Below are 23,127 nucleotides of genomic sequence, written 5' to 3' on the forward strand. Positions count from 1 at the left end.
TTATTATGAGAACTGGAGGGAATTCGTTGAGCGAACATACTTATTCTTTAACCCATGCCCAAAGGAGAGTGTGGTTTACTGAACTGCTGGAGCCAGATACCAGCATTTGCAATCTCACAGCCTGTGTGAAATTCAAAGGCAATATTGAGCTTCATACTCTCGAGGGAGCGCTGAATCATTCCATCTCCCGCAACGACGCCATTAGATTTCAGCTGTTAGAAGGAGAAGAGCTTGAGCCGCGATTGCACCTTACTGAATATAAATATTATCCACTTAGAATAATTGATTTTTCAAATGTTGAAATGATAGAAATAGAGCAATGGATTCAGGATCAAGCGAGCATTCCATTTAAACTGTTCAACTCGCCTCTTTATCAATTTTACCTCCTTAGAATTGACTCTCATGAAGTTTGGCTATTTGCGAAATTCCATCATATCATAATGGATGGAATCTCTTTAAATGTGATGGGAAATCAAATTATAGATCTTTATCAAAAAATGAAAAAGAAAGATCCTTTACCTGATCAGCCGGAACCTTCTTACTTGAGTTACATCGAAAAAGAGAGTCAATATCTACAATCTCCGCGGTTTGCAAAGGACCGTTTATTTTGGACACAAACCTTTGAGCACCCGTTGGAATACCACTCGTTAGCCGACCAGACGTCCTTACAAAAACAGAGCACATCTGCATCCAGAGACACCATCATTCTTTCACCTGATCTAGAGCAAACGATTCGAAACTTCTGCGAAGAACACAAGATCAATATCATTTCCTTATTTATGGCTTCATTTTACATATGCATTAGCCGAATCACTTCTAAAAAAGATCTTGCCATTGGCACCTACTATGGCAACAGAGGGTCAAAGGCTGAAAAAGAAATGCTCGGCATGTTCGTTAGTTCTCTTCCAATCAGAATAACGGTTGATCCTGACACAGATTTTCTTTCCTTTGTCCGCACAATAGGCAGGGAACAGCTTTCTGTTATGCGTCATCAACGGTTTCCTTATAATTTGCTTGTAAATGAATTAAGAAATGAACAGAAGGATTTACACAACCTTATCGGTATATCTATGCAGTATCAGCCACTTCAGTGGCATAATGCAGATGATTTTGACTATGAAACAGCGCTTTATTTCAGCGGATACACCGCGAACGAGCTTTCAGTTCAAATACAAGAACGGATAGACAATGGAACCATTCAATTAAATTTCGACTATCAAAATACCTTGTTTTCTCTTGAGGATATTAAACGAATACAATCTCATCTGCTTACCATACTGGAAAACGCCCTTCAACATCCGCACAGCTTTATAAGAGAATTAGATATGACGAATACAAGAGAAAAGCAAAAATTGTTGTATGAGTTTAACAAGACGGAAGCTGTTTCGCCTAAAGCTTTCACCCTGCATGGGCTGTTTGAGCGACAGGCAGCTTTCACACCGGAGCGGCTGGCCATTCGCTTTTCAGGCGGTTCGCTGACATACGCTGAGCTTGATATGTACGCCAGCCGGCTGGCTGCGCACCTTGCGGCACGTGGCGTCACAAACGAAAGTATCGTCGGTGTCCTGTCTGAACGCTCACCTGACATGCTGATCGCTGTCCTTGCTGTATTGAAGGCCGGAGGGGCGTATTTGCCGCTTGATCCTGCGTATCCAAAGGAGCGGCTGAGCTACATGCTGAAAGACAGCGGGGCATCGCTCTTGCTGACACAGCCGGGATGCTCCGCACCGAACTTTTCCGGAGAAACGCTTGAAGTGGACATGACATCTCTTGCGAGCGAAAAAGCAGAAAACCATCTGTTTACTCCTGCTGACGGCGGTTCTCTCGCCTATGTCATCTATACATCGGGCTCTACCGGGCAGCCGAAAGGAGTGGCCGTTGAGCACCGTCAGGCTGTTTCCTTTCTGACCGGCATGCAGCACCAGTTTCCGCTTTCAGAAGATGACATTGTCATGGTGAAAACCTCTTTTTCCTTTGATGCGTCTGTGTGGCAGCTGTTTTGGTGGGCTCTTTCCGGTGCTTCGGCGTATCTGCTTCCGCCCGGCTGGGAAAAAGACTCCGCATTGATCGTAAAAGCCATTACTCAGGAAAAAGTGACAACGGTTCATTTTATTCCGGCTATGCTGAATAGCTTTCTGGATCAAGCAGAAATGTTAGCGCTTGGTGACGGGACAAACCTAAAGCGTGTATTCGCCGGAGGTGAACCGCTTGCGCCGCGTACGGCAGCCCGTTTTGCTTCTGTATTGCCGCAGGTATCATTAATCCATGGCTACGGGCCGACAGAAGCAACGGTAGACGCGGCATTTTACGTATTGGATCCAGAACGGGACAGAGACCGTTTGCGGATTCCGATTGGGAAGCCCGTACCTGGTGCGCGTTTGTATGTTTTAGATCCGCATTTAGCCGTACAGCCTTCCGGTGTCGCCGGCGAACTATACATTGCCGGAGCGGGTGTTGCCAGAGGTTATTTGAATCGGCCGGCATTAACGGAGGAGCGTTTTCTAGAAGACCCGTTTTACCCGGGTGAACGTATGTACAAAACAGGAGATGTGGCGCGCTGGCTCCCTGACGGGAATATTGAATTCCTGGGACGGTTGGATGATCAGGTGAAAATTCGCGGCTACCGGATTGAACCGGGAGAAATTGAAGCGGCACTAAGAAGTATAGAAGGTGTAAGAGAGGCGGCCGTTACCGTACGGACAGACAGCGGCGAGCCGGAATTATGCGCTTATGTAGAAGGGCTCCAAAGAAACGAAGTCCGAGCGCAACTTGAGAGCCTGATGCCGGGCTACATGGTCCCAGCCTATATGATAGAAATGGAACAGTGGCCGGTTACACCAAGCGGAAAGCTCGACCGAAACGCCCTGCCAGCTCCTGGCGGAGCGGCAGATGCGGAGACCTACACGGCGCCGAGAAACGTGACTGAGATGAAGCTTTCTCAGCTGTGGGAGGACGTGCTGAAAAATGGCCCTGTCGGGATTCACGATAACTTTTTTGACCGCGGGGGGCATTCCTTAAAAGCAACAGCGCTTGTCTCACGGATCGCCAAAGAATTCGATGTACAGGTGCCGCTAAAAGATGTGTTTGCCCATCCGACGGTAGAAGGACTGGCTACCGTTATCCGTGAAGGAACGGACAGTCCATATGAAGCGATTAAGCCCACTGAAAAACAGGAAACCTATCCGGTTTCCTCTGCCCAAAAGCGGATTTATGTCCTTCAGCAGCTGGAGGACGGAGGGACAGGCTACAATATGCCGGCTGTGTTAGAGCTCGAAGGGAAGCTCAACCCTGAAAGGATGGACAGAGCTTTCAAAGAGCTGATCAAGCGCCACGAGTCGCTTCGTACCTCCTTCGAACAGGACGCAGGAGGCGATCCGGTGCAGCGCATCCATGACGAGGTGCCGTTTACGTTACAGACTACAGTTCTCGGCGAACGAACCGAACAGGAGGCCGCAGCCGCATTTATCAAACCGTTTGATCTCAGCCAAGCGCCGCTGTTCCGTGCCCAAATCGTAAAGATATCAGATGAGCGGCACCTGTTGCTGGTTGATATGCATCACATCATTTCAGACGGTGTTTCCGTCAACATTCTGATTCGGGAATTCGGCGAGCTGTACAATAATCGGAAGCTTCTGGCACTGCGCATTCAATATAAAGATTATGCCGTATGGCAAGAAGGATTTAAAACAGGAGATGCGTACAAAACGCAGGAGGCGTACTGGCTGAAGCAGCTCGAGGGCGAGCTGCCTGTGCTGGATCTTCCGGCTGATCATGCCCGCCCGCCGGTGCGAAGCTTCGCGGGTGACAAGGTCTCATTTACGCTGGATCAAGAGGTTGCATCAGGCCTTCACAAGCTGGCACGAGAAAACGGAAGCACACTGTACATGGTGCTCCTTGCGGCTTACACCGCGTTCTTGTCACGCTTAAGCGGACAGGAGGATATCATCGTCGGCTCGCCAATTGCCGGCCGTCCGCACAAGGATCTTGAGCCGATACTCGGCATGTTTGTGAACACGCTGGCGCTTCGGACACGCCCGGAGGGCAGGAAGCCATTCGTACAGTATTTGCAGGAAGTGCGTGAGACAGCATTGGAAGCCTTTGAGCACCAGGATTACCCGTTCGAAGAGCTTGTCGATAAGCTTGAATTGACACGGGATATGAGCCGGAACCCAGTGTTTGATGCGATGTTTATCCTTCAAAATGTGGAAAAACAAGACATAGATCTGAGAGAAATAAAAGTCCGGCCTGCCAATTTCGCACATCACATATCTTTATTTGATATCACATTAATAGCTACTGAAATAAATGGATCTATTTGCTGCGAAATGGAATTTAGTACAGAAGTATTCCTGAAAGCTACGATTGAACGCTGGGCTGATCATTTTATCGAATTTCTGCATGAGGCACTTTCAACTCCTGAAACAAGCCTTGCACAAATAAACATACTTAGTGATAAAGAAAAACAAAAAATAGTCTTTGGATTTAACAAAACTCAGGTTGAATTTGCTCAAAAAGATGTTCCTTTTCATCGCATATTTGAAGCGAAAGCTGAAGAAATTCCAGAACATATAGCTGTTATTGATAACGAAACAGAGATTAGCTATCGGCTTCTAAATGAAAGAGCCAATCGTCTGGCACGAACATTGCAAAACAGAAAAGGACCGAAGCCAACTGTGGCTGTTTTAGCCAAGCGGTCAGTTGATGCAATTGTTGGAGTGCTGGCAGTGATGAAAGCTGGCGGAGTGTATATCCCAATCGATTCACATTATCCAAAAGCCCGTATTGAATATATTCTTCGTGATAGCGGAGCAGATATTCTACTTTCACAGCAGGAATTGAAGCATTTGATTTCAAACTTGCCTGAATCTGAGATGTCTCATATCTGCCTTGACGATGAAAGCACTTATGAAGAAAGTAACTGCAACCTTAACTTATCTCCTGCTCCTGAAGAGCCGGTATATATCATTTATACGTCAGGAACGACGGGTGCGCCTAAAGGTGTTATTGTCACCTATCAGAACTTTACTCATGCTGCTCTTGCTTGGCGTCAAATTTATGAACTGGATCGGAAGCCTGTCAGACTGCTTCAAATCGCGAGCTTTTCATTCGATGTCTTCTCAGGAGATTTGGCGAGAACATTGACCAACGGCGGGACTCTAATCGTTTGCCCAGATGAAACACGGCTGGAACCTGCTGAAATATATAAAATCATGAACTCTCAGAGAATCACGGTGATGGAGTCGACACCGGCTCTCATTATCCCGATGATGGAGTATGTATACCGTAACCAGTTCAAGCTCCCTGACTTAGACATACTGATTCTTGGTTCCGACATGGTGAAAGCTCAAGATTTCAAAACATTGACAGACCGCTTTGGTCAAAGCATGCGCATCATCAATAGCTATGGTGTCACAGAGGCAACCATTGATTCGAGCTTTTATGAAACAAGTATGAGTGGAGAGTGTACGGGCGATAACGTACCAATCGGCAGCCCGCTGCCGAATGTACGTATGTACGTACTCAGCCAGACTGATCAAATTCAGCCGATCGGCGTTGCCGGCGAGCTGTGCATCGGCGGGGCAGGTGTTGCGAAAGGCTATCATCATAAACCTGACTTAACGCAAATGAAATTTACAGAAAATCCATTTGTCTCTGGAGAAAGGCTGTACAGAACCGGTGATCGAGCATGCTGGCTTCCAAACGGAACGATCCGGCTTCTTGGCCGAATGGATTATCAAGTAAAGATAAATGGATACAGAATTGAAACAGAAGAAATTGAAAGTGTTCTGCTTCAAACGGGGCTTGTCAGAGAAGCTGCTGTTGCCGTTCAGCATGATAAGAATGGACAGGCTGGTTTGGCAGCATATATTGTGCCTTCAGACGTCAATACGAATGCTCTCCGTGCTGCTTTAACAAAGGAGCTGCCAGCGTATATGATTCCTGCACATCTGATTCCTTTAGAAAACATGCCGCTAACCCTAAACGGAAAGCTGGACAGAAATGCCTTGCCGGCTCCAAATAATTTGTTATCGCGTCCATATACCGCACCAGTTAACGACATACAAAAAACGATGGCGTATATATGGGAAGATGTACTGAGCATGTCACGAGTCGGCATTCACGATTCCTTTTTTGAGCTTGGCGGAGACTCAATTAAAGCATTACAAGTGGCAGCACGTCTGGCAGCTGAAGGCTGGAGCATGACAATACGCGACTTATTCCGTTATTCAACGATTCAGGAACTATGCGGACATATCACACCATTGGCATCTCAAGCGGACCAGGGACCTGCGGAAGGTGAAGCTGAACTCACCCCGATTCAGCGAAGATTTTTCGGACAGGTACATGCTTTTCACTATCATTACAACCAGTCCGTCATGCTTTTCAGTGAAAAAGGAATCAATGCTAACGCGCTTCATCTAGCGCTGCGTAAAATAACCGAGCATCATGATGCCATTCGCATGATTTTCCAACGTGACCAAAACGGCCATGTCATTCAGTTTAATCGCGGAATCAATCACAAGGATCATGAACTGTTTGGCCTTTATATTTCAGATTGGACAAAAGCATCGCTGGAAAGGGCTCACCTTGATGAAAAACTTGCCGCTGAGGAAACCGTCATTCAAAGCAAAATGAATGTAGAAAAAGGGCCTTTGCTGCAAGCAGGTTTGTTTAAAACGGCAGAAGGGGATCATTTGCTGATTGCACTTCATCATCTTGTGATAGATGGCGTTTCTTGGAGAATTCTGCTTGAGGATTTAGCTGCAGCATATCAACAGTCTTTAGAAAAGAAAGAAATCCAATTACCGCCAAAAACGGATTCTTATTTATCCTACGCCGATGGTCTTACCCAAATAGCTGAAAGTAAACAATTGCATTCAGAGAAAACGTATTGGCAAACGATTTTAGACGCTCACACTGCTTTTCTTCCTAAGGACATAGAAAATGTGCCGGACAGACTCCAAAAGAACAGCGACGCAGCAGCGTTTGTACTATCCGGGGACTGGACTGAAAAATTGCAGTTTGAAACCCAGCAAGCCTATGGTACTGATGCCAACGAACTTTTGCTTACGGCTTTAGGAATGGCGCTTTCTGAATGGACTGGGCATGACCAAATCGTGATCAGCACTGAGGGACACGGTAGAGAAGGGCATGTGCCAAACATTGATATTTCAAGGACAGTTGGATGGTTTACTTCCATTTATCCTATTCTGCTAGACATGGGTATTCCCGAGCCTTTCGAGGATCAGCTCGCATACCGAATTAAGACGACAAAAGATATGCTGAGAAGAGTACCGAACAAAGGAACTGGATATGGATTGTTAACACACATAGGAGAACTGCGGCATAAAGAGCCTGAGGTCAGCTTTAATTATCTCGGTCAATTTAGCGAAGAGAAGGAAGCTGATACGTTTGAATTATCATATTACCAGCCCCGTCACGAAATAGCGGGTGAGAGAGAACGAGAGTATGAGCTGGACATCAATGCTCTCATTACGGACGGACGGCTTCAAGTAAAAGCGGTATACACCCAGGTGTTCAGCAAGCACTCAATTGAGTGCTTTATGGATCGTTTTCACAGGCATCTTATCGAGACGATTGAGCATTGTTCGCAGAAAAAAGCACGCGAAAAAACACTGAGCGATTTCAGCAATAAGGAATTAACGTTGTCTGCATTATCTAGCATCGAAGATCTCGTGAAAGATCTTTAACTTTTGAAAAGGTGTGTGGAATTGATGGCACAATCGGCACAAATTCAAGATATTTATCCGTTATCGCACATGCAGGAAGGAATGCTGTTTCATTCACTAATGGATTTCAGCTCGAAAGCATATATCGAACAGACCTCGTTTACGATCACAGGGAATCTATGCGTCGACTCGTTTCAAAAGAGCTTAAACCTTCTTGTTTCTAGATATGATATTTTCAGAACGATTTTCATTAAAGAAGTACCAGATCTTACAGGTCCGCAGCAGGTAGTCTTATCAAACCGGGAATTGACAGTATATAGAGAAGATATTTCTCGCCTGGCTGATCAAGAACAGCAGGCGCTGATGGATGCTTTTATGACTAAGGATCGGGAAAAAGGATTTGATTTGCAAAAAGATCCTTTAATGCGTCTTGCCCTTTTTGATAGAGGAGACAGCCAATATACATGTGTCTGGACACATCACCATATCATCATGGATGGGTGGTGTCTCGGCATTATTCTTAAAGAGTTTTTCAGCATGTATGATTCGCTCAAAAATAACTCACCTGTACAGCTTGGCAGCACGGTGCCGTACAGCCGTTATATTGAATGGCTCGGAGAACAAGATCAAGAAGAGACTGCTGCCTACTGGAGCGAATATTTGAAGGAGTACGGCAATACTGCTTCTATTCCCCGAATAAGGCGCCGCACGGCAGAGGGGGATTATAAAGCCGCCCAGGTCAGCTTTTCATTAGCGCCGGATATGGTTGAGAAACTGACAGAGGCTGCCCAAAACTGGGGAGTGACATTAAACACGCTGTTTATGAGTATTTGGGGCGTGCTGCTCCATCGATATAATGCTGCAGATGATGCCGTTTTTGGCTCCGTCATTTCGGGACGCCCGTCAGCGATTGACGGGATTGAATCAATGGTCGGCTTGTTTATCAATACTGTTCCAGTGCGAATCCGATCTGCGGAAGGCATAACGTTTTCTTCGCTGGTCAAAGCCGTGCAGGAGGATATTTTATCATCTGAACAGCATGGGTATTATCCGCTTTATGAAATTCAAAACCATAGTCCATTGAAGCAAGGGTTGATCGATCATATTTTTGTTTTTGAAAATTACCCTGTACAGCTTCATCAGGCATTAAGCGTGGAGAGTGCAAATGACGAAGGCGCTCTGAAGCTGAGTGACATTTCAATGTCGGAACAAACCAATTACGACTTTAATATCGTTATCGTTCCGGGAGAATCATTTTATATCAAATTCAGCTACAACGCAGACGTTTACGAGCGGGAGGAGATGCTGAGGATTCAGGGGCATCTAAAGCAAGCACTGGATTGCATTTTGACAAATCCCGATGTTGCCGTCAGTGACATCAATATCGTCCCGCCGGAGGAGAAACAGGTTATCCAATTGTTTAACGAAACTGAGCGTCCTTATGTGAACAAAACGATATCCCAATTGTTCGAGGAACAAGCCCGCAAAACACCTGAAGCGGCTGCATTAAAAATGGGAGACGATTGCTGGACCTATCGCCAATTAAATATAAGAGCTAATCAGATTGCGCACGCCCTGATAGAAAAAGGCGTTGGATCTGGAGATATCGTGGCTGTGATGATGAACCGGTCAATGGAAATGCCTGCAGCTCTACTTGGGATTTGGAAAGCAGGCGGCGCTTATATGCCGCTTGATCCAAATTTCCCAGAAGAACGTCTTTCTTTCCTGCTGAAGGACAGTCAAGCAGCTCAATTGCTGATAGAAGAAAACCTTATGTCATTCATCCCGCCGCACTATGAAGGAAATATGATACCGATAGAACGTACAGAAAGGCACCAAACAGCGGCTCCAGATGTACCGCCTGGTGATCTTGCCTACTTAATCTATACGTCGGGAACGACGGGGCGCCCTAAAGGCGTTTTAGTTGATCATCACGGTATTGCCAATACATTGCAATGGAGACGGGAAGAGTATGGCATGGCCGAACAGGATATATCCCTCCATTTGTTTTCGTACGTGTTTGACGGCTGTGTAACGAGCTTATTTACCCCGCTTTTGTCTGGTGCGTGCGTGCTGCTGACAACAGATGACGAAGCGAAGGATGTGCTGGCCCTTAAGCGAAAAATAGCCCGTTATAAGGTCAGCCACATGATCATTGTTCCTTCCCTGTACCGGGTATTATTGGAAGTGATGACTGCTGACGATGCAAAAAGTCTTCGTATTGTGACATTTGCGGGTGAAGCGGTCACGCCTGATCTGCTTGAGTTGAGTCAAATGATTTGTCCTTCTGCTGAACTGACAAATGAATACGGGCCCACAGAAAACAGTGTGGCAACAACAATATTGCGGCATCTGAATGAAAAAGAGAGGATCACGATCGGACACCCGATCAGAAACACAAAAGTATTTGTTTTGCACGGAAATCAAATGCAGCCGATCGGCGCGGCGGGTGAACTGTGTATTTCCGGCGCGGGTCTTGCGAGAGGATACTACAAACAGCAAGAGCTGACACAGAAAGCATTCTCCGATCATCCATTCCTTGAAGGGGAGCGTTTATACCGAACAGGTGATGCAGGCCGCTTTTTGCCTGATGGAACGATTGAATATATTGGACGTTTTGATGATCAAGTAAAAATTAGGGGTTACCGTATTGAACTGAGAGAGATTGAAACAGTTCTTCGACAAGCACCGGGGGTAAAAGAAGCCGCGGTACTGGCCCGTGATGTTTCTGCTGAGGAAAAGGAGCTCGTTGCTTATATCGTTCCAGAAAAGGGAAACAGCCTCCCAGATTTGTATCAGCATCTTGCCGGGACATTGCCGTCCTATATGATCCCAGCAAGTATTATCAACATCAGCCGGATGCCATTAACATCCAGCGGCAAGCTTGACAGGTTTGCGCTTCGTGAACCAGAAAACAATACGATTGTCACATATATGGCGCCCCGAACCTTAATCGAAGCTGATCTCGCACATATTTGGGAAGATGTGCTGAATAAACAGCACATCGGCATTCGTGATGATTTCTTTCAGTTAGGCGGACAGTCCTTAAAAGCGGCCGCACTGGTATCAAGAATACATAAAAAGCTTAATGTCGAGCTGCCGCTCAGTGAGGTGTTTTCTTATCCGACGGTTGAAAGCATGGCGGTCAAATTGATGAGCTTAAAAGAACACGCTTTTACACAGATTGAACCTGCGGATCAAAGAGATGTCTATCCGCTGTCTTTCTCGCAAAAACGATTATATGCTCTTCATCAGCTGGCAGATGCCAGCACAGGTTATAACATGCCAGCTGTACTTGAATTACGCGGAAATCTGAATCGCCAGCGGTTGAGAAGCGTTCTCACAGAACTTGTGAATCGGCATGAAGCATTACGGACTGTTTTTGTGCTTGACAGAGACGAGCCTGTGCAGATCATTTATCCAGAGATAGCTTTTGATCTAAAAGAGCTTGAAATGGAATCAGAACAAATGCTTGAGTCTGCAATCGAGACCTTTATCAAACCGTTTGATCTATCATCCGGTCCGCTTTTTAGAGCATGTGTCATTACAATCGGCAATCACCGCGGCTTTTTGCTGCTCGATATGCACCATATTATTGCCGACGGTGTCTCGATGAGCACTCTTGTCCAAGAATTTACTGACTTATATTGCGGAAAAGAGTTGCCAGCTTTAAACCTGCATTATAAGGATTTTGCTGTTTGGCAGCAAGAGAAGCACCCGAAAGAGCTATACAAAAAACAGGAGGCCTACTGGCTTGGTCAGCTTGGCGGGAGTCTTCCTACACTAGAATTACCGCTTGATAAAACAAGGCCGCTTCTCCCTGATTTCAGCGGTGGAACAATTGAAGTCAACATTGATAAAGACACGGCTGATGAACTGCACCGTTTAATGGCTGAAACGGGAACAACATTGTATATGATTCTTCTGGCTGTCTATTCTATTTTGTTATCTAAGCTAAGCGGGCAAGAGGATATTGTTGTCGGTTCGCCTGCTGCCGGAAGACCGCACGCTGATCTGGAGCGCGTCATCGGGATGTTCGTCAATACATTGGCGATGCGCAGCAAGCCCGAGGGCCACAAAACGTTCAGCTCCTATTTGCAGGACATTCGCCACCTGGCTCTGACCGCTTACGAGCATCAGGATTATCCTTTTGAGGAGCTGGCAGATAAGCTCGATACAAATCGAGAGGTAAATCGCAACCCGCTGTTCGATGCGATGCTTGTGCTTCAAAGCAGTGAAGATTTCCGGTTCGAAGTGCCTGGTCTGTCGATTTCGTCTGTCACTCCTAAACATGATATATCTAAATTCGATTTAACATTACACGCTGAGGAGCATCCGAGTGGAATACGCTGCCGTTTTGAATACAGCACTGCTCTTTTTGAAGAAGAAACCATTACGCAGTGGGCATCCTATTTTATTGAATTGGTGAAAGGGGTAACGGCGGATACCGAGATGAGAATTTCGGACATGCAATTGCTTCCTGCTGCAGAGCGTAGGTTGCTCCTTGAAAAAATGGGACAGTATGCGGCTTATCCGAGAAATGAAAACATAGTAAGCTTATTTGAAAAGCAAGCCGCTAAATATCCGGAGCATATCGCAGTGGTGTGCGGCCATTCTCAGCTTACGTATCGAGACCTGAATGAAAAAGCCGAGCGGGCAGCTGCTATGCTGATCAAACAAGGGGTGAGAACTGGCGATATCGTCGGTCTGAAGCTCGATCGGTCACCTGATGTGATCATTGGCGTTTTATCGATTTTAAAAGCTGGCGGGGCCTATTTGCCGATTGATCCTGAATATCCCAAGGAGCGTATTAGCTTTATGCTTAATGACAGCGGAGCAAAACTGCTGCTGACAGAGCGCGGTCAAAACAAACCTGCAGACTACACCGGGCATATTTTGTATATCGATGAATGTGAAAACGACTCATTTCCGGCTGATGTAAACATTCAAGAAATAGTAACAGATCAGCCCGCATACGTGATATACACATCTGGAACGACTGGCCAGCCAAAGGGAGTCATTGTCGAGCACCGCAATGTGATCAGTCTCTTGAAGCATCAAAACCTGCCTTTTGAATTTAACCATGAAGACATCTGGACGTTATTTCATTCTTATTGCTTTGATTTCTCTGTATGGGAGATGTTCGGTGCGTTATTGAACGGAGGTACATTAGTCGTGGTCTCTAAAGAAACAGCCCGTGACCCCCATGCATTCCGTTTATTATTAAAAAAAGAGCGCGTCACTGTACTCAATCAGACCCCGACTGCTTTTTACGGCTTGATGCTTGAAGATCAAAATCATACAGATCATTTAAACATCCGCTACGTGATTTTTGGCGGCGAAGCCTTACAGCCCGGCATGCTTCAAAGCTGGAATAAAAAATATCCTCATACTGATTTGATTAATATGTACGGTATTACAGAAACAACAGTCCATGTAACATTCAAAAAATTGTCCGCAGCAGACATTGTAAAAAATAAAAGCAATATCGGACGGCCGCTTTCAACTCTGCAGGCTTATGTGATGGATGCTCATATGAATCTGCAGCCGATCGGAGTTCCAGGGGAGCTGTATATAGGCGGCGAAGGTGTGGCACGGGGATATCTCAACAGAGATGAGCTGACCGCTGACCGTTTTGTATCCAATCCTTATCTTCCGGGAGACAGATTATACCGAACAGGAGATCTTGCTAAGCGCCTGTCAAATGGCGAGCTGGAATACTTAGGCCGCATTGATGAGCAGGTGAAAGTCAGAGGGCACCGTATTGAGTTAGGCGAAATCCAAGCGGCACTTCTTCAGTATCCAATGATTAAAGAGGCGGCTGTCATTACCAGAGCAGACGAGCAAGGGCAAACAGCTATATATGCATATATGGTGATAAAAGATCAACAGGCTGCGAATATATCAGACATCCGAACTTACCTAAAAAACGCCTTGCCTGACTTTATGCTGCCTGCCCGTATGATACAAATTGACAGCATCCCGGTGACTGTTAATGGAAAGCTCGATCAGAAAGCCCTGCCAGAGCCTGAAAAACACGCTTATACAGCTGATGATATCAGTCCTAGAAATGAGATTGAAACGGTGATGGCTGAAATTTGGGAGGAGCTTCTTAATGTAGATGAGCTGGGTGTAAGCGCCAATTTCTTTGAGCTTGGCGGAGACTCTATTAAAGCGCTGCAGGTTTGTGCCAGACTGAAGCAGCGCGGATTTGAAACGACAGTACGTGAGATGTTTGAACATCAGACTCTTGGTGAACTGTCCGCCCGGGTTCGAAAAGACGTACGCGCCATTGACCAAGGCCCGGTCGAAGGCGAGATTACTTGGACACCTATCCAGCAGTGGTTTTTCTCGCAATCTCTGGAAAGCCATCATTTTAACCAGTCCGTTATGATCTACCGGGCTGAACGATTTGATGAGGCTGCGCTTAGAAAAGTACTAAAAAGCCTTGTGACTCATCATGATGCACTGAGAATCGTATGCCGGCATGAAGATGGCAGGCAGGTGCAGATAAACAGAGGGATAGATCTTTCAGATGAGGAGCTATATGCACTTGAACTGTTTGATGTAAAGGATAGCCTAACAGAAGCACGGTACACGATTGAGGAAGCAGCCAGCCGGATGCAAGAACATATTCGTTTGGAAACCGGCCCCTTACTTCACGCTGGATTGTTTAGAACCGAGAATGGTGACCATTTATTTCTGACGATTCATCACTTAGTTGTTGATGCGGTTTCCTGGCGCATTTTGTTCGAGGATTTTTCAGCTGCTTACAAACAGGCAGTCTCAGGAGAATCTATTAAACTGCCGCAAAAAACAGATTCATATTTAACGTATTCACAAAGAATAGTTGACTACTCTAAAAGCCGCCAGGTGCAGCGCGAAGCAGCGTACTGGGATGAGTGCGAGAGCCGTCACATCCAGCCTATTCCAAAAGACAATGACGCAGCATCTAACACATTCAAAGATACAGAAGTGATTGATTTTGAGCTATCTCGCCATCACACAGAATTACTACTAACGGCTGCACATAAAGCTTACAGTACGGAGATGAATGATATCCTTCTGACAGCTTTAGGTCTTGCTTTGCAGAAATGGACGGGAAATAACCAATTTAAAATCAGCATGGAGGGCCACGGAAGGGAATCATATCTTGAGGACATCGATATTAGCAGAACTGTTGGCTGGTTCACCTCTATTTATCCTGTGTGGCTTGATATGAGAGATTCCGATCATAAGGACAAAGAAGAGCGGCTGGGCCACCTTATTAAACAGACAAAAGATATGCTGCACCGTATACCGCATAAAGGCGCGGGCTACGGCGTGCTGAAATATATCAGCAAAAGATGGGGCTCTCAGAAAAACAGCCCAGAAATCAGCTTTAATTATTTAGGCCAGTTTGATCAGGATATTCAATCAAATGCCTTTGAGGTGTCTGACATCAAGCCAGGAAATGAGATCAGCCCGAACTGGGAGCGTCCTTATGCACTGGATATCAGCGGCGCCGTTTCTTCGGGGTGCCTGAACATGCACATCATCTATAACAGGGTTCAATTTGAGGAAAAAACAATCCAAACATTTTCCAGGCATTTTAAACAGACTCTGGAAAACATCATTGAGCATTGTACCGGCAAAGAAAACCGAGAGTGGAGCGCATCTGATTTCACTGATGAAGACTTAACGCTTGATGAATTGAGTGAGATCATGGGAGCCGTCAACAAACTATAGGAGAGGAGATTCACTGATGCCGCAGCAACCTGAAATACAGGATATATACCCTTTGTCATTTATGCAGGAAGGGATGCTTTTTCACTCATTGTATGATGAGCAGTCGAGAGCTTATTTTGAACAGGCTTCTTTTACGATCAATGGACAGCTTGACTTGGAGCGTTTCCAGAAAAGTATGGATGCTGTTTTTGACAGGTACGATATCTTTCGAACAGCATTCATCTATAAAAATGTAGCCAAACCTCGTCAAGTCGTGCTCAAGCAACGTCATTGCCATGTTCATGTTGAAGATATTTCTCATCTCAATGAAAAAGATAAAGAACATTGTACAGAGGCATTCAAAGAACAGGACAAATCAAAAGGCTTTGATCTCCAAACGGATGTACTGATGAGAATATCTATTTTAAAATGGGCGCCTGATCATTATGTCTGTATCTGGAGCCACCATCATATTTTAATGGATGGCTGGTGTTTAGGCATCGTCATTAAAGACTTTCTCCATATTTATCAAGCGCTTGGAAAAGGGCAATTTCCTGATTTGCCTCCCGTACAGCCGTACGGGACGTATATTAAATGGCTGATGCAGCAAGACCGGGAAGAAGCAGCTGAGTATTGGAAAAAAAGGCTTCAGCATTTCGAAAAAGCTTCACCTCTGCCTAAAAGAACAGATCAAATGTCGGATGGGACATTACAGCAGATCACGTTTACCATTCCTGAAAAAGAAACCTCCGAATTACAGAAAATCGCTGTAGCATGTGGTGCGACACTTAACACTGTTTTCCAAGCTTTATGGGGAATCATGCTCCAAAAGTTCAATCGCCGCGACGATGCTGTATTCGGATCAGTTATATCAGGCAGACCTTCTGAGCTAAAAGATGTGGAAAACATGGTCGGACTTTTTATCAATACCATTCCTATTCGAGTCCAAAGTGATTTTCTGTCTTTTTCTGACCTAGTCAGCGGAATGCAAAAGGACATGACTGAAGCAGAAGCGTATAGTTACTTCCCTTTATATGACATTCAGGCGCAGAGCGCTCTTAAACAAGAGCTGATTGATCATATTATCGTCTTTGAAAATACACCTACTCAACAAGAGATTGAAGAGCTGAATCAAGCTGGATCATTTGATTTCTCCGTGAAAGATTTTGAGATGGAAGAGGTAACTAATTATAGATGCAGTGTCAAAGTGATCCCAGGGCGTACTTTGTACGTTCGGATTCATTTTCATACAGGCGCTTATCAACCAAATATGATGTCCGAAATAAAAGATTATTTACAGCACATGATCTCTGACGTCATCTCTGATCCATCTCTTCCTGTGTCAAAGATGACATTGCTAGATGAGGACAAAACACGGAAAATCGTTTCTCAAAATAACAGGACAGTATCTGTTTCACCTGAAGCCCCAACCCTGCATGGGCTGTTTGAGCGACAGGCGGCAGTCACACCGGAGCGGCCAGCGATTCGCTTTTCCGGCGGTTTGCTGACGTACGCTGAGCTTGACTTGTATGCCAGTCGGCTGGCTGCGCACCTTGCGGCACGCGGCGTCACAAACGAAAGTATCGTCGGTGTCCTGTCTGAGCGGTCACCTGACATGCTGATCGCTGTCCTTGCTGTATTGAAGGCCGGAGGGGCGTATTTGCCGCTTGATCCTGCGTATCCAAAGGAGCGGCTGAGCTACATGCTGAAAGACAGCGGGGCATCGCTCTTGCTGACACAGCCGGGATGCTCCGCACCGAGCTTTTCTGGAGAGACGCTTGAAGTTGACATGACATCTCTTGATCGTGAAGAAGTAAAACGTTATGTGTCTGCTTCTGTTAGCGACGGATCTCTCGCCTATGTCATCTATACATCGGGCTCTACCGGGCAGCCGAAAGGAGTGGCCGTTGAGCACCGTCAGGCTGTTTCTTTTCTGACCGGCATGCAGCACCAGTTTCCGCTTTCAGAAGATGACATCGTCATGGTGAAAACCTCTTTTTCCTTTGATGCGTCTGTGTGGCAGCTGTTTTGGTGGGCTCTTTCCGGTGCTTCGGCGTATCTGCTTCCGCCCGGCTGGGAAAAAGACTCCGCATTGATCGTAAAAGCCATTCATCAGGAAAACGTGACAACGGCTCATTTTATTCCGGCTATGCTGAACAGCTTTCTAGATCAAGCGGAAATGTTAGCGCTCGGTGACGGGGCAAACCTAAAGCGTGTATTCGCCGGAGGTGAACCGCTTGCGCCGCGTACGGCAGCCCGTTTTGCTTCTATCTTGCCGCAGGTATCATTAATCCATGGCTACGGGCCGACAGAAGCAACGGTAGACGCGGCATTTTACGTATTGGATCCAGAACGGGACAGAGATCGTTTGCGGATTCCGATTGGGAAGCCCGTACCCGGTGCGCGTTTGTATGTTTTAGATCCGCATTTAGCCGTACAGCCTTCCGGTGTCGCCGGCGAACTATACATTGCCGGAGCGGGTGTTGCCAGAGGTTATTTGAATCGGCCGGCATTAACGGAGGAGCGTTTTCTTGAAGACCCGTTTTACCTGGGGGAACGCATGTACAAAACCGGGGATGTGGCGCGCTGGCTCCCTGACGGGAATGTTGAATTCCTCGGGCGCACGGATGATCAGGTGAAAATCCGCGGCTACCGGATTGAGCCGGGAGAGATTGAAGCGGCACTAAGAAGCATAGAAGGCGTAAGGGAGGCGGCCGTTACCGTACGGACAGACAGCGGCGAGCCGGAATTATGCGCTTATGTAGAAGGGCTCCAAAGAAACGAAGTGCGGGCACAGCTTGAGAGACTGTTGCCGGGCTACATGGTCCCAGCCTATATGATAGAGATGGAACAGTGGCCGGTTACGCCAAGCGGAAAGCTCGACCGAAACGCCCTGCCAGCTCCTGGCGGAGCGGCAGATGCGGAGACCTACACAGCGCCGAGAAACGTGACTGAGATGAAGCTTTCTCAGCTGTGGGAGGACGTGCTGAAAAATGGCCCTGTCGGGATTCACGACAACTTTTTTGACCGCGGGGGACATTCCTTAAAAGCAACGGCGCTTGTCTCACGGATCGCCAAAGAATTCGATGTACAGGTGCCGCTAAAAGATGTGTTTGCCCATCCGACAGTAGAAGGGCTGGCGGCCGTTATCCGTGAAGGAACAGACAGTCCATATGAAGCGATTAAGCCCGCTGAAAAACAGGAAACCTATCCGGTTTCCTCTGCCCAAAAGCGGATTTATGTCCTTCAGCAGCTGGAGGACGGAGGGACAGGCTACAATATGCCGGCTGTGTTAGAGCTCGAAGGGAAGCTCAACCCTGAAAGGATGGACAGAGCTTTCCAAGAGCTGATCAAGCGCCACGAGTCGCTTCGGACCTCCTTCGAACAGGACGCAGGAGGCGATCCGGTGCAGCGCATCCATGACGAGGCGCCGTTTACGTTACAGACTACAGTTCTCGGCGAACGAACCGAACAGGAGGCCGCAGCTGCATTTATCAAACCGTTTGATCTCAGCCAAGCGCCGCTGTTCCGTGCCCAAATCGTAAAGGTATCAGATGAGCGGCACCTGTTGCTGGTTGATATGCATCACATCATTTCAGACGGTGTTTCCGTCAACATTCTGATTCGGGAATTCGGCGAGCTGTACAATAATCGGAAGCTTCCGGCACTGCGTATTCAATATAAAGATTATGCCGTATGGCAAGAAGGATTCAAAACAGGAGACGCGTACAAAACGCAGGGGGCGTACTGGCTGAAGCAGCTCGAGGGCGAGCTGCCTGTGCTGGATCTTCCGGCTGATCATGCCCGCCCGCCGGTGCGAAGCTTCGCTGGTGACAAGGTCTCATTTACGCTGGATCAAGAGGTTGCATCAGACCTTCACAAGCTGGCACGAGAAAACGGAAGCACACTGTACATGGTGCTCCTTGCGGCTTACACCGCGTTCTTGTCACGCTTAAGCGGACAGGAGGATATCATCGTCGGCTCGCCAATTGCCGGCCGTCCGCACAAGGATCTTGAGCCGATACTCGGCATGTTTGTGAACACGCTGGCGCTTCGGACACGCCCGGAGGGCGGGAAGCCATTCGTACAGTATTTGCAGGAAGTGCGTGAGACAGCATTGGAAGCCTTTGAGCACCAAGATTACCCGTTCGAAGAGCTTGTCGATAAGCTTGAATTGACACGGGATATGAGCAGAAATCCGCTGTTTGACGTAATGTTTGTTCTTCAAAACATGGATCATGAATCGTTGGAGCTGGATGAGCTTTGTCTCAAACCTGCAGCAAACAATGGGCATCAAACGTCCAAATTTGATATAACCCTATATGCCCAGGAACAGCCCCGCGGTTTGCTGACGTTCCAAATGGAGTTTAGTACTAACTTATATAAGAAAAAAACGATAGAAAAGTGGCTTCAATACTTCATCAATATGTTACTCTTTATCATCAAAGACAACAAAGCCGCTCTCGGAACAATAAATATCCTGAATGAGGATGAGACCCATTACCTTATCCACGAGCTCAATCGTACAAAAATAGATTATCCAAGAAATGAAACCATCAGCAGACTCTTTGAAATGCAGGCTGAACAAACGCCTAATGCTGTAGCAATTGTCAGCGACACCCAAGTATTCACTTACGAGGACCTGAACAGCTGGGCAAATCAAATTGCCTCAGTTCTACAGATTAAGGGCGTAGAGCCTGATAGTGTTGTAGCCTTGTTGACAGGCAGAACACCAGAACTCATCGCAGGAATGCTGGGCATTCTGAAAGCCGGGGGAGCCTATCTGCCTATTGCTTCTGATCTGCCTGTTGAACGAATAGCTTATATGCTGTCAGACAGCGGGGCGGCATTACTCCTTCAATCTGAAAAAACAGAAAAACAACTATTAGACATTGAATGTGAACAAATCATAATCGAAGATATTCAAAAGCAAGAAAAAACGAAGAACGTTGATTCTTCAGCAGGGCCACATTCACTCGCATATATCATTTATACCTCTGGATCAACCGGTAAACCAAAGGGTGTCATGATTGAGCAGCGAAGTGTAATTCGTCTTGTTAAAAACAGCAATTATATTACATTTACACCTGAAGACCGCCTTCTGATGACATCATCAATCGGTTTCGACGTTGGGTCATTTGAAATTTTCGGACCGCTGCTAAATGGTGCCGCTTTGCATCTGTCCGATCAACAAACATTTCTCGATTCCCATCAGCTTAAGAGGTACATAGAACATCAAGGAATCACAACGATTTGGCTGACATCTTCTCTATTCAATCATTTGACAGAACAAAATGAACAAACATTTTCACAGCTGAAACATTTGATTATTGGCGGAGAAGCTTTGTCGCCGAGCCACGTCAATCGAATCAGAAATGTCTGCCCTGAAGTATCTATATGGAATGGATATGGCCCTACCGAAAATACAACTTTTTCGACATGCCTTCACATTCAAAAAACATATGAACTTTCCATTCCGATCGGGCGGCCGGTTGGTAATTCCACCGCTTATATCTTAAATCAATGGGGAGTGCTGCAGCCGGTCGGAGCTGTCGGTGAACTTTGTGTCGGCGGAGATGGCGTCGCCAGAGGATATTTGGGCCGTCCTGATTTAACGAAAGAGAAATTTGTCCCACATCCATTTGCACCTGGCGATCGACTGTATCGCACAGGTGATCTGGCGCGCTGGCTTCCTGACGGCACAATTGAGTACGTTGGCCGTATTGATGATCAAGTAAAAGTCAGAGGCTATCGTGTGGAGCTGGGTGAGATCGAATCAGCACTTCGTCAAATAGACGGGGTCAAAGAAGCCGCAGTGTTAGCACGTACAGCCCAGACCGGGAGCAAAGAGCTGTTTGGCTATATCAGCGTAAAAGCAGGCACGAATGCTGAACAAGTGCGTTCACTTCTCGCGTGTTCACTGCCTAATTATATGATTCCGGCGTATATCATTGAAATGGAGAATCTTCCGCTCACATCGAACGGCAAATTGAACCGGAAAGCACTGCCTGAACCAGATTTCGCATCTAAACAAACATACATCCCGCCACGCAACGAACTTGAAGAGCAGCTGGCATTGATCTGGCAGGAGGTTCTAGGCATCCAGAGGATCGGAATAGAGGATTCATTCTTTGAATTGGGCGGCGATTCAATCAAAGCGCTTCAAGTTTCTGCACGTCTCGGGCGCCACGGGTTAAGCTTGCAGGTAAGTGATTTATTCCGTCGTCCAAAGATAAAAGACTTATCACCATTTATTCGTAAAACAGAGAGAGTCATAGAACAAGGACCTGTTCAGGGAGATGTTCCATGGACGCCTATTCAGAAATGGTTTCTCTCACAAGACATAGAAGAACGACACCATTTCAATCAGTCTGTCATGCTTTTCCATACTGACCGTTTGTCTGAAGACGCTCTTAGAGCATCCTTAAAAAAGCTGGCGGAGCATCATGATGCGCTTCGGATGGTTTATCGCAACGATGATAGGCGATGGATTCAAATCAACCAAGGCATTCATGAGTCACAGCTATACAGCTTAAGAACCTTTGATCTTTCACAGTCAGAAAGCGGCTGGGAGACGCAAATCAAACAAGAAGTTGCAGATCTTCAGCAAAGCATCAATTTGCAGGAAGGACCATTGTTGCACGCCGCTTTGTTTAAAACACTGACCGGAGATTACTTGTTCCTTGCGATCCATCACCTTGTCGTTGATGGTGTCTCATGGCGGATTTTGCTTGAGGATTTATCAGCCGGATATCAACAAGCTGCTGCAGGCCAGACGATCCAGCTTCCGCCTAAAACGGATTCCTATCAGGAATACGCAAGACGCATACAGGAATATGCCCAAAGCAGTAAGCTGATTCGCGAAGAGGCGTATTGGCGAACTGTAGAAGAACAGCAAGACGCAGAACTGCCCTATGAAATACCGCATCAAGTGAACATCGACTTCAGCAAAAGGGACTCATTAAACTTTTCACTGACTGAAGCAGACACCGCCGTCTTGCTGCAAAACGTCAATCACGCCTATGGCACAGATACACAAGATATTCTGTTAACCGCAGCATCCTTGGCGATTTGTGAATGGACAGGAGGAAGCAAGCTCCGTATCGCTATGGAAGGACACGGGAGAGAACACATTCTGCCAGAGTTAGATATCAGCAGGACGGTCGGCTGGTTTACATCCATGTATCCGGCCCTCATAAGCTTTGAAAATCATAGGGATGAGCTCGGAACCGCATTAAAAACCGTTAAAGATACACTGGGCCGGATACCAAACAAAGGGGTAGGTTACGGTATGCTGAAATACCTTACACACCCTGAAAATAAAAGCATTACGTTTTCAAAAACACCTGAAATCAGCTTTAACTATTTGGGCCAGTTCAACGACATCGAAAGACAGGACACCTTCCGCCCATCAAGCCTTGGTAGCGGAAAGGATATCACTCATACATGGAAGCGTGAGCAAATGATCGAGATGAGCGCAATGGCAGCAGACAAAAAGCTCCATTTCAATCTTAGTTATCCGCCAGCCCGCTTTCACAAAAACACAATGGAGCAGCTTATTAACAGGATTGAACACTTTTTGCTGGACATTATGAAACACTGCGCCGGTCAACAGAAAGCAGAAAAGACACTGAGCGATTTCAGCAGTCAATCATTAACGGCAGAGGACTTGGACAGCATATCCAGCTTGGTAGAAGAATTGTAGAAAATCGTGACAGGGAGACATGAA

Annotated in this window: 3 protein-coding genes; all 3 read left to right on the plus strand. The window is 46.5% G+C overall.

Annotated elements, in window-relative coordinates; all coding sequences use genetic code 11:
- Positions 1–26 precede the first annotated feature (26 nt).
- The 3 genes from ppsA to ppsC are packed head-to-tail and all read left to right on the plus strand — an operon-like array spanning position 27 to position 23,103.
- Positions 27–7,712 carry a plipastatin non-ribosomal peptide synthetase PpsA gene (ppsA, locus tag NYE22_RS12310; protein WP_342411876.1) on the plus strand — a complete coding sequence of 2,562 codons (7,686 nt, stop codon included), beginning with the start codon at positions 27–29 and terminating at the stop codon, positions 7,710–7,712.
- A 24-nt stretch (positions 7,713–7,736) separates the two neighbouring features.
- On the plus strand, positions 7,737–15,419 hold the full coding sequence (ppsB, locus tag NYE22_RS12315) for a plipastatin non-ribosomal peptide synthetase PpsB (protein WP_342411877.1): 7,683 nt from the start codon (positions 7,737–7,739) through the stop codon (positions 15,417–15,419).
- 16 nt (positions 15,420–15,435) lie between these two features.
- Positions 15,436–23,103, plus strand: a complete 7,668-nt coding sequence (gene ppsC, locus NYE22_RS12320; protein ID WP_342411878.1) for a plipastatin non-ribosomal peptide synthetase PpsC — start codon at positions 15,436–15,438, stop codon at positions 23,101–23,103.
- Positions 23,104–23,127 lie beyond the last annotated feature (24 nt).

This window comes from Bacillus sp. FSL K6-1560, from assembly GCF_038592935.1.
Lineage (GTDB): Bacteria > Bacillota > Bacilli > Bacillales > Bacillaceae > Bacillus > Bacillus subtilis.